Source organism: Pseudomonas sp. R3-57 (assembly GCF_051132065.1).
Classification (GTDB): Bacteria; Pseudomonadota; Gammaproteobacteria; order Pseudomonadales; family Pseudomonadaceae; genus Aquipseudomonas.
In genome coordinates this window covers 1,474,971-1,490,715 of the sequence record NZ_CP071655.1, presented here as the reverse complement: position 1 = coordinate 1,490,715, position 15,745 = coordinate 1,474,971, and the positions used below count along the sequence as shown (strand labels likewise).

The 15,745-nt window shown below is 61.5% G+C and carries 11 protein-coding genes and 1 pseudogene; 9 read left to right on the top strand and 3 right to left on the bottom strand.

Annotated elements, in window-relative coordinates; translation table 11 throughout:
• Positions 1–149: 149 nt before the first annotated feature.
• Both J3P93_RS06800 and edd read right to left on the bottom strand, forming a co-directional pair.
• Positions 150–1,100 carry a glucokinase gene (locus J3P93_RS06800; RefSeq protein ID WP_434596047.1) on the bottom strand — a complete coding sequence of 317 codons (951 nt, stop codon included), beginning with the start codon at positions 1,098–1,100 and terminating at the stop codon, positions 150–152.
• On the bottom strand, positions 1,097–2,923 hold the full coding sequence (gene edd / locus J3P93_RS06795) for a phosphogluconate dehydratase (protein ID WP_203419216.1): 1,827 nt from the start codon (positions 2,921–2,923) through the stop codon (positions 1,097–1,099). Before edd ends, J3P93_RS06800 begins: the two co-directional genes overlap by 4 nt.
• Positions 2,924–3,143: 220 nt before the next feature.
• Between edd and gap the strand changes: the two genes are divergently transcribed.
• The 9 genes and pseudogenes from gap to J3P93_RS06750 all read left to right on the top strand — a co-directional run bounded on the left by gap (position 3,144) and on the right by J3P93_RS06750 (position 13,787).
• A complete protein-coding gene (gene gap, locus J3P93_RS06790) occupies positions 3,144–4,145 on the top strand; it encodes a type I glyceraldehyde-3-phosphate dehydrogenase (protein WP_203419217.1) in 1,002 nt (333 codons plus the stop codon).
• 192 nt (positions 4,146–4,337) lie between these two features.
• On the top strand, positions 4,338–4,865 hold the full coding sequence (locus J3P93_RS06785) for an RNA polymerase sigma factor (RefSeq protein WP_434596044.1): 528 nt from the start codon (positions 4,338–4,340) through the stop codon (positions 4,863–4,865).
• Between the two features lie 108 nt (positions 4,866–4,973).
• Positions 4,974–5,939, top strand: a complete 966-nt coding sequence (locus tag J3P93_RS06780) for a FecR family protein (protein ID WP_434596042.1) — start codon at positions 4,974–4,976, stop codon at positions 5,937–5,939.
• A gap of 122 nt (positions 5,940–6,061) precedes the next feature.
• On the top strand, positions 6,062–8,647 hold the full coding sequence (locus J3P93_RS06775) for a TonB-dependent receptor (RefSeq protein WP_434596040.1): 2,586 nt from the start codon (positions 6,062–6,064) through the stop codon (positions 8,645–8,647).
• Between the two features lie 109 nt (positions 8,648–8,756).
• Entirely contained in the window at positions 8,757–9,353 is a 597-nt protein-coding gene (locus J3P93_RS06770; RefSeq protein WP_434596038.1) for a biliverdin-producing heme oxygenase, read from the top strand.
• 163 nt (positions 9,354–9,516) lie between these two features.
• Complete coding sequence (locus J3P93_RS06765) at positions 9,517–9,912, top strand: YbaN family protein (protein ID WP_434596036.1); 396 nt, start codon at positions 9,517–9,519, stop codon at positions 9,910–9,912.
• A gap of 122 nt (positions 9,913–10,034) precedes the next feature.
• A pseudogene (locus J3P93_RS06760) lies at positions 10,035–11,336 on the top strand (PDC sensor domain-containing protein); the annotation flags it as partial.
• A gap of 150 nt (positions 11,337–11,486) precedes the next feature.
• Positions 11,487–12,242 (top strand): methyl-accepting chemotaxis protein, encoded by a 756-nt coding sequence (locus J3P93_RS06755; protein WP_430523244.1) that lies wholly within the window; start codon positions 11,487–11,489, stop codon positions 12,240–12,242.
• 198 nt (positions 12,243–12,440) lie between these two features.
• Positions 12,441–13,787 carry a CoA transferase gene (locus tag J3P93_RS06750; protein ID WP_434596034.1) on the top strand — a complete coding sequence of 449 codons (1,347 nt, stop codon included), beginning with the start codon at positions 12,441–12,443 and terminating at the stop codon, positions 13,785–13,787.
• A 106-nt stretch (positions 13,788–13,893) separates the two neighbouring features.
• On the opposite strand, the gene arcD is transcribed toward J3P93_RS06750, so the two are convergent.
• The gene (arcD, locus tag J3P93_RS06745; RefSeq protein ID WP_434596032.1) at positions 13,894–15,321 is read right to left on the bottom strand and encodes an arginine-ornithine antiporter; all 1,428 of its coding nucleotides are present in this window, start codon (positions 15,319–15,321) and stop codon (positions 13,894–13,896) included.
• Positions 15,322–15,745: the final 424 nt, after the last annotated feature.

Here is a 15,745-nt window from a genome sequence, read left to right as displayed (position 1 = left end):
TTGTTGGAATTGGGGCGGATTATGCCTGATGAACCTTGGAAATTTGTTGTCTGTTCTGGCCTCATCGCTGGCAAGCCAGCTCCCACAAGGATCTGTGTCGTTCACAAATCTGTGGGAGCTGGCTTGCCAGCGATGCAGGCGACTCGGTATCAAGCCTGGTCGAGGGCCACGCCGGCGCCGACCAGGCCCGAATACGGCGCCGTCACCAGCCACACCGGGATGCCTTTGAAGTAATCGCTCATGCAGCCCTTGTCGGCGAAGCAGCGGGCGAAACCACTGCTGGCGAAGAAGTCAGCAAAGCGTGGAATCACCCCGCCAACGATGTACACCCCACCGCGCGCGCCAGTGGTCAGCACGTTGTTGCCGGCGACGCGGCCGAGCCAGCAGCAGAACTGCTCAAGGACTTCGAGGGCAATCGGATCGCCCGCCAGACCAGCCGCGGTAATCGCTTCCGGCGTGTCGAGGGTCGGCTCATGCCCGTCGACTGCGCAGATCGCCCGGTACAGTCGCGGCAAGCCGCCGCCGCTCAACGCAGTCTCGGCGCTGACATGGCCGATCTCGTTGTAGATGTGCTGCCACAGTTGCGTTTCCCGCGGGCTGCTCAGCGGCAGGTCGACATGACCACCCTCGCCCGGCAATGCCGCGAAGCGGCCTTCGCCGAGGTCCAGCAAGGTGCCGACGCCCAGCCCGGTGCCCGGGCCGATCACCACCGCCGGTCGCAACGGCTCCGGCGTGCCCTCGCAGATCACCCGGAACTCGCCCGGCTGCAAGCGGGTCATGCCCAGCGCCATCGCCGAAAAATCGTTGGTCAGCAACAACTGCTCGACCTGCAAGGTTTTGCAGAACGCGCTGCGGCTCAGGCGCCAGTGATTGTTGGTGAACTTGAATTCATCGCCGCTGACGGGACCTGCCACCGACAGGCACACCGAGCCGATCGCCCCCGGCGCCAGACCGAGCCCGCTCAGATACAGGCTGATCGCCTCTTCCGGGCTGGCAAAGTCGGCCGTGGCCAGCACCTGAACCGATTGCAGTTGCTGGTTTTGCCACAACGCGAAACGTGCGTTGGTGCCTCCGATGTCACCGACCAAAGCCAGTTTCAATTAAGCGTCTCCAGGGCAGAAGTGAAGGCGCTGGCGCCCTGCTCCGCCGAGCTGAAGGCCATGCGCATGAAGCCGAACAGTTCGCGACCGCTGCCGATGTTGTTGCCCAACAGGCCTTTGGCAGGTTCGCGCGCGGCAAATTCGTCGGCGTCGACCTTCAGTTCCAAGGTGCCTTTGACGCCATCGACGCGGATGATATCGCCCTCTTGCACCCGCGCCAAAGCGCCACCGACATAAGCTTCGGGGCTGACGTGAATCGCCGCCGGGATTTTCCCCGACGCGCCGGACATGCGCCCGTCCGTCACCAGCGCGACTTTGAAGCCGCGATCCTGTAGCACGCCGAGGAACGGCGTCATTTTGTGCAGCTCGGGCATGCCGTTGGAGCGTGGGCCCTGGAAGCGCATCACCGCAACAAAATCCTTCTCCAGCAGACCGGCCTTGAACGCGTCGGCCAGATCCTGCTGATCCTGGAACACCATCGCCGGCGCTTCGACGATCTGGTTTTCCAGCGCCACCGCCGAGACCTTCATCACGCCGCGACCGAGGTTGCCCTCCATCACGCGCAAACCACCCTCCGCCGAGAACGCACGGGCGACCGGGCGCAGAATGTTTTCGTCGAGGCTGTCGGTCGGACCTTCGCGCCAGACCAGCTCACCGTTATCAAGGAATGGTTCTTTGGTGTATTGGCTCAAACCGTGGCCAAGCACGGTGTTGACGTCTTCGTGCAGCAGGCCGGCGCCAAGCAGTTCGCGGATCAGGAACGACATGCCGCCCGCGGCCTGGAAGTGGTTGATGTCGGCTTTGCCGTTCGGGTAGACGTGGCTCAGGGTCGGCACGACTTCGGAGAGATCGGCCATGTCCTGCCAGGTCAACTGAATGCCCGCGGCCATGGCGATCGCTGGCATGTGCAGGGTGTGGTTGGTTGAACCGCCGGTGGCGTGCAGGGCAACAATCGAGTTGACCAGCGCCTTCTCGTCGACGATTTCACCGATCGGCATGAAGTTGCCGTTCTGCTTGGTCAGGCGCGTGACCTGATGCGCGGCTTCGCGGGTCAGCGCGTCACGCAGCGGCGTGTTCGGGTTGACGAAAGACGCGCCCGGCAAGTGCAGGCCCATGACTTCCATCAGCAACTGGTTGGTATTGGCGGTGCCGTAGAAGGTGCAGGTGCCCGGGCTGTGGTAGGACTTCATCTCCGATTCCAGCAGCTCTTCGCGGGTCGCCTTGCCCTCAGCGTACTTCTGCCGCACGTCGGCTTTTTCCTTGTTGGAAATCCCCGAAACCATCGGCCCGCCCGGCACGAAAATGGTTGGAAGATGACCGAAGCGCAGCGAGCCCATCATCAGCCCCGGCACGATCTTGTCGCAGATGCCGAGCATCAGCGCACCGTCGAACATGTTGTGCGACAGCGCCACGGCGGTGGACATGGCAATCACTTCGCGGCTCGGCAGGCTCAGTTCCATGCCCGGCTCGCCCTGGGTCACGCCGTCGCACATGGCAGGGGTGCCGCCAGCGAACTGGCCGACCGAGCCGATTTCGCGCAGGGCGTTCTTGATTTGCTGGGGGAACACTTCGTACGGCTGGTGCGCCGAAAGCATGTCGTTATACGAAGACACAATCGCGATGTTCGCCGAGTTCATCATCCGCAGGCTGTGCTTGTCTTCGCTGCCGCAGCCGGCCACGCCATGGGCGAAGTTGGCGCATTGCAGCTTGCCGCGCATCGGCCCGTCAGTGGCGGCGCCGCGAATCAGTGCAAGGTAAGCCTGACGCGTGGCGCGGCTGCGGGCGATAAGCCGTTCGGTGACCTCAAGAACGCGGGGATGCATGTGTAGAACTCCAGGCTAACGGATGTGGCGACCTGATTGTCTATGCTGATCAAAGGCCGGTGTCGGTGGAATGACAGACGGCTTTTTTGACCATTCGGACCAGTTGATTCAGGTCACTCGTTGTAGATAAAACAAAATATTGCCACTAAAAAGGCTTGTTTTCTATTTTTATGCGAATAATCTTGTAATTCCAACAACAAAACGACGGCGGCGCTGTTCCATGACTCTTCGAATTGCAATCAATGGTTTTGGCCGCATCGGCCGTAATGTCCTGCGCGCACTGTATACCCAAGGCTATCGACAGGATCTGCAGATCGTCGCCATCAACGATCTGGGCGACAGTTCGATCAATGCCCATCTACTCAAATACGACACCGTTCACGGCACCTTCGACGCCGAAGTGGCGCACGATAACGAGAGCCTGACGGTCAACGGCGACCGCATCGCGGTCAGCGCGATTCGCAACCCGGCCGAACTGCCCTGGGCGGCGGAAAAGATCGACGTGGTGTTCGAATGCACCGGTCTGTTTACCGACCGCGCCAAAGCCGCCGCGCATATTAGCGCCGGCGCACGCAAAGTGATCATCTCGGCCCCGGCCAAAGGCGCCGACGCCACCGTGGTTTACGGCGTCAACCACGACATTCTGCGCCAGTCGCACCAGATCATTTCCAATGCATCGTGCACCACCAACTGCCTGGCGCCGGTCGCGCAGGTGCTGCACCGCGAGCTGGGCATCGAAAGCGGTCTGATGACCACCATTCACGCCTACACCAACGACCAGAACCTCACCGACGTCTATCACACCGATCCGTACCGCGCGCGCTCGGCCACGCAGAACATGATCCCGAGCAAGACCGGCGCCGCCGAAGCGGTAGGCCTGGTGCTGCCGGAACTGGCCGGCAAACTGACCGGCATGGCCGTACGTGTGCCGGTGATCAACGTGTCGCTGGTGGACCTGACCGTGCAGTTGAAGAAAGAAGCCAGCGCCGACGAAGTCAACGCCCTGCTCAAAGCCGCCAGTCAGCATTCAAAAATTCTCGGTTACAACACGCTGCCGCTGGTCTCCAGCGACTTCAACCACAACCCGCTGTCGTCGATCTTCGACGCCAACCACACCAAATCCAGCGGCAAACTGCTGAAAGTGCTGGCCTGGTATGACAACGAATGGGGCTTCTCCAACCGCATGCTGGATAACTGCCTGGCGTTGTGTAACGCCGAGTAAGCGGCCGCTCTTCTGTAGGAGTGAGCCTGCTCGCGATAGCTATCTGTCAGCCAGCTAAAATGGTGAATGTGATACCGCAATCGCGAGCAGGCTCACTCCTACAGGGCTCTTGTGAGGCATTTGAAATCATTGCTTGACCATTCGGCCAGATGATAAGCATTATCATTCGCTTGAAATGGATCAGGTCCTCCCGTGAGTCAATCGCGCTTCAATCATGTCTTCCTTGCCCAGCGCACGTCCCTGCTGCGCACGCTGCAGCGCATGGTCAACAATCACAGTACCGCTGAAGACCTGCTGCAGGAAACCTACCTGCGCGTCACGCGCGCCTTGAGCGAGCGGGCCATTGACCACCTCGAACCGTTTGTGTTTCAGACCGCGCGCAATCTGGCGCTGGATCATCTGCGTGCGCGCAAAATCCACGCGCGAACCATGGTCGATGACGTGCCGCCGGACATAGTGCACAGCATCGCCGCCCCCGCCAGCAGCGCCGAAGACGCCGCCCATGCCGAACAGATGCTGGAGCGCCTGAACGTGAGCCTCGGTCAACTCAGCCCGCGCCAGCAGCAGATTTTCATCCTCAGCCGTTTGCACGGGAACAGTTATCAGGAGATTGCTGACGAACTGAACGTCTCCCTCAGCACCGTACAAAAAGAACTGAAACTGATCATGTCGATCTGCATCGGCGTTGCTGAGCGCCTCGACGGCAGCGGCAAGCTATAAGCTTCAAGCGGCAAGTAAAAACGAACAGCAACACAAGGCATCCGGCTTTGGCTTGCAGCTTGACGCTTGAAGCTGGAAACTGCTTCGCCAGAAGCCTGAGGAAACACCGTGACGGACACCCACCGCTCGCCTTCGCCGGATTCGGCGCAGGACGCTGCCAACGCAATGGACCAGGCACTGGACTGGCTCATCGTGCTCGGCAGCCCGGACGAGGAGCAGACCCGGCAGTTCCACGCCTGGCTGGCGGCCGATCCGTTGAATGCCGAAGCGTTCGCCAAGGCCCAGGCGATCTGGGACGGTCCGCAAGTGGCATTGTGCGCACAAGCCCTGGCGGCAAAACCAGCGAAAGTCACCTTTCTGCAGCGCTTGCGCCCGCACTGGAAACCGCTGGCCACGGCGGCGGTGCTGGTCCTCGGTCTGTTCAGTTTCAGCAACCTGCCAATGCGCCTGCAAGCCGATCACCTGACCGTGGTGGGCGAGCGCCAGCGCTTGCAACTGGAGGACGGCTCGAAAGTCCTGCTCAACACCAACTCGGCGTTTTCCAGCACGATCAACGATCAGCAGCGCGTGGCCCGGCTGTTTCAGGGCGAGGCGTTTTTCGAGGTCGCCAGTGGCCGCGGTCAGGCGCTGGAAATCGATGCCGGGCCGGTCCGCGCCAGCGTGCGCGACACCGCATTTGCCGTGCGTTATCTCGACGGGGTCGCGCAGGTCAATGTGCAGCGTGGCGATGTCGACCTGCGCGCCACCCACAACGATGCGCGGGTACGCCTGAGCGCCGGCGAAAGTATCCGCATTGGCCCCAACGGTTTCGATCGCCCGGCCAGACTCGACGCCAATACCGATCTGGCCTGGGTGCAGGGCCGCCTGGTGTTCGAGAACTGCCCGCTGAACCAGGTGCTGGCCGAACTACGCCGCTACTATCCGGGCTGGATCATCAACACCAACGAGCAGTTGGCCGACGTCGCCGTGACCGGTAATTACCGCCTCGATCAGCCGCTCGACGTGGTCCGTTCCCTCGCGCACATCACTTCGGCGCGGCTGCAAGAATTCCCCGCTTTGGTCATCCTGAACTAAATGAGAATTATTTTTACTCGATAGCCCGCGTCAGTACGTCTCGTTATAGCCAATGCAATTGATTCGCATCAAGCGATGCCAATCAGCACCTATAAAGATTCGTGCGACACGGAGCGCTATCGATGTCCTCACGCCTTACCCGCCAGACTGCTTCCCCTTCCCGCGTACTGTCGCTGCTGACCGCGGCCATCCTCATGGCCGGCACCGCACCGTTGCTGGCTGCCCCTGAGCAACCGGCGCGCAACATGGGCGATTATGCGTTTGCCATTGGCCAACAGCCTTTGGTTTCGGCGTTGAACGCTTTTACTGCCGTGACCGGTTGGCAGGTCGGCCTGCCGGCGGAACTGGGCCAGGGCGTGGCATCGCCGGGTGTGCGCGGTTCGCTGCCGCCGGAAAAAGCCCTCGAGCGGCTGTTGGTGGGGACCAACCTGAGCTTCCGCAAGCTGAGCAACAACAACGTCGTGCTGGAAAAGCGCAACAACAGCGGCACGCTGAACCTGGATCAGGTGACCATCAGCGCCACCCGCCAGGAGCAGTCGGTCAACAGCGTGCCGGCCACCGTCAGCGTGCAGACCCGCGAAGACCTTGATCGTCACAACGTCAACACCATCAAGGAACTGGTGCGCTACGAGCCGGGTGTTTCCGTCGGTGGCGCCGGCCAGCGTGGCGGCATCAGCGGCTACAACATCCGTGGTATCGACGGCGACCGCATCCTCACGCAGGTCGATGGCGTGGAAATCCCCAACGGTTTCTTCAACGGCCCGTACGCCAAGAGCCAGCGCAATTACGTTGACCCGGAAATCGTCAAACGCGTGGAGATCCTGCGTGGCCCGGCCTCGGTGCTGTACGGCAGCAACGCCATCGGCGGCGCGGTCAGCTATTACACGCTGGATGCCGACGACATCATCAAGCCCGGCAAAGACCTCGGCGCGCGCTTGAAAACCGGTTACAGCTCGGCCGATGACAGCTGGCTGAAATCCGCCACGGTCGCCGGGCGCTCCGGTGACTTCGACGGTTTGCTGCACTACAGCCAGCGCGACGGCCACGAAACCGAATCCTACGGCGGCAACAACGGCACCGGCCTTGCGCGCACCGCCGCCAACCCGGAAAACGTGCGCGCGAGCAACGTGCTGGCCAAGCTCGGCTGGAACTACAACGAAGATTCGCGTCTGGGCCTTACCTACGAAAAGTACAAGGACGACCGCGACACCGATCAGAAAAGCGCTTACGGCGGCCCCTACTTCAATGGTGCGCCGACCATCCCTGACAGCGTGTTGCCCGGGGGCATGTACCAGTGGCGCACCGGCAACGACACCATCAGCCGTGAGCGCTTTGGCCTCGAGCACACGTTCGCCCTCGACAGCCTGCTGGTCGATAACGTGAAGTGGAGCCTCAATTATCAGATCGCCAAGACCGACCAGAGCACCGAAGAGTATTACTACCCGATCACCCGCAAAGTGCTGCGCACCCGCGACACGATCTACGAAGAAAAACAGTGGGTCTTCGATGCACAACTGGACAAGGCCTTTGCCATCGGCGCCATTGATCATGTGCTGACCTACGGCACTACGATCAAGCAGCAGAAAGTCACCGGCTCGCGCAGCGGCGACGGCACCTGTCTGGCCGTCGGCCGTGGCTGCACGGCGATTGGCGCGACCAGTGCGGCAGACGTGCTGGCCAAGGCCAGCGATTTCCCCGACCCGACCATCAACACCTACAGCCTGTTCGCGCAGGACCAGATCAGCTGGAACGACTGGACCTTCCTGCCGGGCCTGCGCTACGACTACACCCAGCTCAAGCCACACATCACCCAGGAATTCCTCAACACCGTGGCCGCCGACGGCCAGGGCACCGTCAGCGACAAGAACAAGACCTGGCACAAAGTCTCGCCGAAATTCGGCCTGACCTATGCCCTGACCGAGAACTACACCTGGTACGGCCAGTACGCCGAAGGCTTCCGCACCCCGACGGCAAAATCGCTGTATGGGCGCTTCGAGAACAGCACCACCGGTTACACCGTCGCACCGAATGCCGATCTTGAGCCGGAGAAAAGCAAAAGCTTCGAAACCGGTCTGCGCGGCCATTTCGAGCACGGCTCGTTCGACGTGGCGGTGTTCTATAACAAGTACCGCGATTTCATCAACGAAGACGCGGTCAAGCCGGGCGACGATCAACTGACCTTCCAGAGCAACAACATCAAGCGCGCCACCATCAAGGGCGCAGAAGTCAAAGGCCGCTTGAATCTGGATGCGTTCGGCGCGCCGCAAGGCCTGTACACCCAGGGCTCGATCGCCTACGCCTACGGTCGCAACAACGACAGCGGCGAGCCGATCAACAGCGTCAACCCGCTGACCGGCGTGTTCGGCCTCGGTTACGACCAGGACAATTACGGCGGCTTGCTGAGCTGGACCGTGGTGAAGAAAAAGGACCGCGTCGACGACAGCAATTTCAAGTCGCCGGACGGCGTCAGCAGCCAGTTCAAGACGCCGGGCTTCGGCATTCTCGATCTGGCCGGGTATTACAAGGTCAGCGACGACGTCACCGTCAGCGGCGGCATCTACAACCTCACCGACAAGCAGTACTGGCTGTGGGATGACGTGCGCGGTTACGACAGCGTCGGCGAAGCCTCGGTCACCCAGCCAGCCAACCTCGATCGCCTGACCCAGCCGGGCCGCAACTTTGCGATCAACCTGATCTGGGACATCTGATCCGGCCGACCTCACTGCGCGTGTGCTGCGCCGCAGTGAGGTTTTTTTTACGCTCCAGCGCCCGCCCGTACGTCTTGTTATCAAGCGCCTCATTTATCAAGGACACCCCATGACTGCCTCGGAAAAAGCCCTGCGTTCGCAACGCCTGAACCAGATCACCCATGAGCCGCACAGCAAGCTCGATGCGCTAGTGAAAGCCCATGCACCGTTCGAGACGCGCGCCAGCTTTGCCCGTTTTGTCGTTGCGCAGTACTTGTTCCAGTCGGAACTGGTCGCGCTGTACAACGATGCCGAACTCACCGCGATCATCCCTGACCTGCCGGCCCGTTGTCGCGCCGAAGCCGCCAGGGCAGACCTCGCCGACCTCGACACCGAAATCCCGGCGCCGGTCGCCGGTGCCGTGAACAACCCGGGCAAGGCCCGCGCGCTGGGCTGGCTGTTCGTCTCCGAGGGCTCGAAGCTCGGCGCGGCGTTTTTGATCAAACGTGCGGTGGCGCTGGAGCTGAGCGAAAGCTTCGGCGCGCGTCATCTCGGCGAACCTGCCGGTGGCCGTGCCGAAGGCTGGAAGAGTTTCGTGCGCACCCTCGATGCACTGCCATTCACGGCTGAAGAGGAAGCCGAAGCCGAGCAAGGCGCGCTCGATGCGTTCAATCGCTTCACCGTGCTGCTGGAGCAGGCTTACGCGACAGAAGCCGAACCTGCCTGACTGATACAACACAAGACCCTGTGGGAGCTGGCTTGCCAGCGATGGCGATGGATCAGTCAATACGATGTCGACTGTTCCACCGTTATCGCTGGCAAGCCAGCTCCCACAGGGATCTCTGCAAGCCTGTAGAATCCCCGTTTCGCCTCACTGCAATCCCGAGCCCATGCCCACGCCCGCCCCCTCAAAACTCGCCCGCCTGCTGTTCGGCCTGCTCGCTTATATCAGCCTTGGCATCGGGCTGGTCGCGATTGTCGTGCCCGGTCTGCCGACCACCGAGTTCATCCTCCTTGCCGCGTGGGCGGCGACGCGCAGTTCGCCACGCTTGAGTGCGTGGCTGGAAAACCATCGCCTGTTCGGGCCGATCCTCGGCAACTGGCGCAACGGCAAGATCATCGCGCGCAAGGCCAAGGTCAGTGCCACCGTCAGCATGCTGCTGTGCGCAACGCTGATGCTGGTGCTGCTCGAGCATGGCTGGCCGGTCTATCTGGCCATCGCCGGCATGGCGCTGGGCAATCTGTGGATCTGGTCGCGCCCGGAAAACCTCCCTGCTGCACACTGAAACATCCCTGTAATTATTCTTGTTTTCGGCACAATCTCCTGCGCAAACGTTTAGCGCTGACCGTTCGTCGGCAGCCGCCTCATGCCATTTCGTTGCTCGCCGATGAGCAGACATGGCGCTGAATGGATTTGGCGAACCGGGTAGTTCATTTACCCGACAGTCACTTTACTTATCCATTTACGAGACGCCCGATGTTCGACTCTCTCTCCATTCGCCTGAAAATCGTCCTGCTCTCCGGCCTGTGCCTGCTCGGTGTGGTCGCGCTGATTGTCGGCATGAACATGTACCAGACCAATCAGAACGATGAACTGGTCAGCACCTCCAGCAACCAGCTGCTCACTGCCAGCGTGCAGAACCTGCTGCAGGCCAAAGCTGCCGAACAAGCGGTGCGCGTGCAGAAAACCTTCGGCGAAAGCCTGCTGGTGATCACCGCGCTGGCCGACCAGATCAAGGATTTGCGCGTCATGGCCACCAAGCGCTCGCTCGACGCCGGTGCCCTGCGGGAAGAGTTGAACCAGAGCCTGAAAACCGCGTTCGAGCGCAACGACAAGGTGCTGGGCATCTGGCTGGCCTTCGAACCCAACGGCCTCGACGGCAAGGACAGCGAATTCGTCGATGACGCCGCGCGCCAGTCCAACGAAGCCGGGCGCTTCGCCACTTACTGGAGCCGCGCTGGCGGTGCTGCGCTGAACACGATCATGGTCGAAGAAGACCTGACCAAAACCACCCTCAGCGTCAGCGGCACGCCCTACAACAGCTGGTACACCTGCCCTCGCGACAACAAGCGCACCTGCCTGCTCGACCCGTACGCCGACACCGTCGGGACCAAGGAAATGCTCATGACGACCATTTCCGTACCCTTGATGGTCGACGGCAAAGCCCTCGGCGTGGTCGGTATCGACATCGCCCTCGATGCCCTGCAAGCCGCCGCCGTCGAATCGCAGCGCAACCTGTTCAACAACGCCGGGCACATGCTCATCGTCTCCGGCAGCGGCGTGCTCGCGGCGGACAGTGCCGATGCAAGCAAGGTCGGCAAAAAGATCGGCGACACGCCCGGGGTCGACAGCAAGGAAATACTGCAACTGCTGACCGCCGGCACGCCGAAGATCCTCGAACAGGGCGATTTGATCCGCGCGGTGTATCCGGTCGACCCGATCGGCAATTCGCGCGCCTGGGGCGTGGTCATCGATTTGCCGAAACACGTGCTGCTGGCCGACTCGGTGAAGCTGCAAGCGGTGCTCGACGACGCCCAAGAAACCGGCGTGATCACCGCGCTGCTGGTCGCCGTGGTGGCCGGTTTGGTCGGCCTGCTGCTGATCTGGCTCACCGCTTCCGGCGTTACCCGTCCGATCAACAGCGTCGCCGAAATGCTGAAGAATATCGCCAGCGGCGAAGGCGATCTGACCCAGCGTCTGAACTACAGCAAAAAAGATGAATTGGGCGAACTGGTGAACTGGTTCAACCGCTTCCTCGACAAGCTGCAACCGACCATCGCCCAGATCAAGCAAAGCATCACCGAAGCCCGCGGCACCGCCGACCAGTCTTCGGAAATCGCCCGGCAGACCAGCGAAGGCATGCAGGTACAGTTCCGCGAGATCGACCAGGTCGCCACCGCGTCGAACGAAATGAGCGCCACTGCCCACGACGTCGCCAACAGCGCTTCGAACGCCGCCAATGCCGCCAAGGGCGCCGATCAGTCGGCCAAGGACGGTATGGCGATCATCGAGCGCAGCACCCGCGACATCAATCAGTTGGCCGACGAAGTCAGCAAAGCGGTGACTGAAGTCGAAGCGCTGGCGGTCAACAGCGAGCAGATCGGCTCGGTGCTGGAAGTGATCCGCAGCATCGCCGAGCAAACCAACCTGCTCGCCCTCAACGCTGCCATCGAAGCCGCCCGCGCCGGTGAGAGCGGGCGCGGTTTTGCCGTGGTCGCCGACGAAGTGCGCAACCTCGCCAAGCGCACCCAGGACTCGGTCGAGGAAATCCGCCTGGTGATCGAGCGCATCCAGACCGGCACCCGTGGCGTGGTCGCGACCATGCATTCGAGCCAGACCCAGGCGCACAACAACGCCGGGCAGATTCGTCACGCGGTCGATGCGCTGGGCAAGATCAGCGACGCCGTGACGGTGATCAGCGACATGAACCTGCAGATCGCCAGCGCCGCCGAACAGCAGAGCGCCGTGGCCGAAGAGGTCAACCGCAACGTCTCGGCGATCCGCACCGTGACCGAAACCCTGACCGGGCAGGCCACTGAATCGGCCGCGATCAGCAGCCAGCTCAACAGCCTGGCGAGCCAGCAGATGAAATTGATGGATCAGTTCCGCGTCTGATCGCCAGAGCAGGAACACCACAAATCCCTGTGGGAGCTGGCTTGCCAGCGATGGCGGCAGGTCAGTTGACCATTCTGTGGCTGACACACCGCTATCGCTGGCAAGCCAGCTCCCACAGGAGTGAGTGTTATCCTGCGGTTTTATCTAAACCGCGAATCTTTTGCACTATCATCGCCCTCTCGCTCCGGAGGGTTTTCGATGACTGACTTGCTCACCTCCCTGCAAGCCGCGCTCGGCTTGCCGCCCACGCCAATCGCCTTCAATGGGCGTGGCGCCCTGCCCTCGGCGTTCGCCGCTACCGATCTCGCCTGCGCCAGCCTCGCCACCGCTGGTCAGGCGGTCAGCGAATTGCTCCGCCAGCAGACAGGCAAGTTGCCGCCAGTTTCCGTCGACCGACGTCTGGCGTCGTTCTGGTTCAGCTCCTCAATCCGGCCGATCGGCTGGCAAGTCCCGCCGCTGTGGGACCCGGTCGCCGGTGACTATGCCACCGCCGACGGCTGGATCCGCCTGCACACCAACGCCCCGCATCACCGCGCCGCCGCGGAACGGGTGCTCGGTGCCTGCGCCGACCGTGCGGCGATGGCGGCGCAAGTCGCAAAGTGGACCAGCACGGCACTGGAGCAAGCGGTGGTCGAAGCCAACGGTTGCGCCGCCGAAATGCGCAGCTGGGCGCAGTGGCAGCAGCACCCGCAAGGGCGTGCGGTGAATGCCGAACCGCTGGTGCATTTCGCAGAACAAGCGGATGGCAGAGCCTTGGCGTGGCAAGGCTCGGCCGCACGACCGCTGGCCGGGATCAAGGTGCTGGACCTGACCCGCGTGTTGGCCGGCCCCACGGCCAGCCGTTTTCTCGCCGGACTGGGCGCGGATGTGCTGCGCATCGATTCGCCGACATGGAACGAACCTGGCGTCGTCCCGGAAATGACCTTGGGCAAACGCTGCGCGCGCCTGGATCTGCATGACGCGGCGGATCGTGCGGTGTTCGAAAGCTTGTTGAAAGATGCCGACCTCTTGCTGCATGGCTATCGCGCCGATGCCCTGGAACATCTCGGTTTCGGGCTTGAACGTCGGCAGCAACTGGCGCCGGGGTTGATCGACGTCAGCCTGAACGCCTACGGCTGGAGCGGCCCGTGGCGCAACCGGCGCGGCTTCGACAGCCTGGTGCAGATGAGCAGCGGCATTGCCGAGGCCGGGCAACGCTGGAAGCAGGCGGATAAACCGACGCCCTTGCCGGTGCAGGCGCTGGACCATGCGACCGGGTATCTGATGGCGGCGAGTGCGCTGAGGTTGCTGACTGAACGCCTGGCCAACGGACGCGGGGGTTCGGCGCGATTGTCGCTGGCGCGTACGGCGAAGTTGTTGATCGAGCATGGGCCGGGGACGAATGAGCCGTTGCGTGCCGAAGAAGCGCTGGATCAGGATCCGGCGATTGAACAGACGGCATGGGGGGCGGCGCGGCGGTTGCGCGTGCCGGTAGAGATAGGCGGGACGCCGGTCCAATGGGATTTGCCCGCAGCTGATCTGGGTTCGCATTGCCCACGGTGGTGAATTTGAAACCGCTATCGCGAGCAGGCTCACTCCTACAGGGGAACGCATTCCAAATGTAGGAGTGAGCCTGCTCGCGATGAGGCCTGACCTGCCAAAGCAAACCACCCTACAAACTCAACACCCCGCTGTACAACCCATACGCCGCCAACCCCGCGCCAATCACCACACAAGCAAAAATCCCCTTCTCCACCGTGGTAAACAACGGCTCCCCCGCCTCACGCTTGGCCTTGGCAAACAGAATCACCCCCGGCGCATAAAGCAGCGCCGACAGCAGCAGGTATTTGACCCCGCCGGCGTACAACAACCACACCGCGTAAACCAAGGCGATGCCGCCGATCAGCAGGTCCTTGGTGCGCTCGGCCGAGGCGTGTTCGTAGGTTTCGCCGCGGCCGCTGAGCAGCACCGCGTAGGCCGCCGACCACAGGTAGGGCACCAGAATCATCGATGAGGCCAAGTAAATCAGACTGGTATAAGTGCCCGCCGAAAACAGCGTGATCAGCAGGAAAATCTGGATCATCGCGTTGGTCAGCCACAGCGCGTTGACCGGCACGTGGTTTTTGTTTTCCTTGGTCAGGAACGCCGGCATGGTCTTGTCCCTGGCGGTGGCGAAGAGAATCTCCGCGCAGAGCAAGGCCCATGACAACAACGCCCCGAGCAGCGAGATCGCCAGGCCGATGCTGATCAGCAGCGCGCCCCACGGCCCGACGATGTGCTCAAGCACCGCCGCCAGTGACGGGTTCTGCAGATTGGCCAGTTCCGGTTGGGTCATGATGCCCAGCGACAGCACGTTGACCAGCACCAGCAGCGCCAGCACGCCGATAAAACCGATCACCGTGGCGCGACCGACATCGCTGCGTTTCTCCGCCCGCGCCGAGTACACGCTGGCGCCTTCGATGCCGATGAACACGAACACGGTGACCAGCATCATGTTGCGCACCTGATCCATCACCCCGCCGAAATTCGGGTTACTGGTGCCCCAGATGTCGCGGGTGAAAATATCCGCCTGGAACGCCACAGCGGCGATGACGATGAACATGATCAGCGGCACAACCTTGGCGACGGTGGTCAACTGGTTGATCAGCGCCGCCTCCTTGATCCCGCGCATCACCAGAAAATGCACCGCCCACAGCAGCACCGAAGCACAGCCGATGGCGATCGGCGTGTTGCCCTGACCGAACACCGGAAAGAAATAGCCGAGGGTGCTGAACAGCAACACGAAGTAACCGACATTGCCCAGCCAGGCGCTGATCCAGTAACCCCACGCCGAGGAAAAGCCCATGTAATCGCCGAACCCGGCCTTGGCGTAGGCGTACACGCCGGAGTCCAGTTCCGGTTTGCGATTGGCCAAAATCTGGAACACGAAAGCCAGCGTCAGCATGCCGACGGCAGTGATGCCCCACCCGATCAGGATCGCTCCGGCATCAGCGCGCGCGGCCATGTTCTGCGGCAGCGAGAAAATTCCCCCGCCGATCATCGACCCCACCACCAGCGCAATCAGCGCGCCCAGTCGCAGCTTCTGTGTCGGTTGCGACATGCAAGTCTCCTTGAAAAACAGTGGCGAAGTTTATTTGTAACAAGGACCGGCTAAAAATCTTAATGGTAGATGATGCTTATCAGATAAAGGTTCAGCTTACCCCTTTATATATAGCCGACAACGATAACGCATAGCACGTCGAGACAATTCTGTGCGCTGATCCTGATTAATCAATTCTGTACTGAAAACAGCAGCGGAAAATTTGCCAAACGCCAGAAAAGAACTAGCGTGATAATTCGAAAGTAATAATAGCCATTCCCAACCACATAGCCACAAAGCCTCTAGAACGGGCCTCGCAGACGAAAGCCTTATGCCACCAGTGGTTGCCTAAGTCATTCATTAACAATGGAATGTGACCATGAACTGATCTACGTCAGCTGTTTGAACAGACAACAGATTTACGCTGTGATCTCTTCTCTCCTGC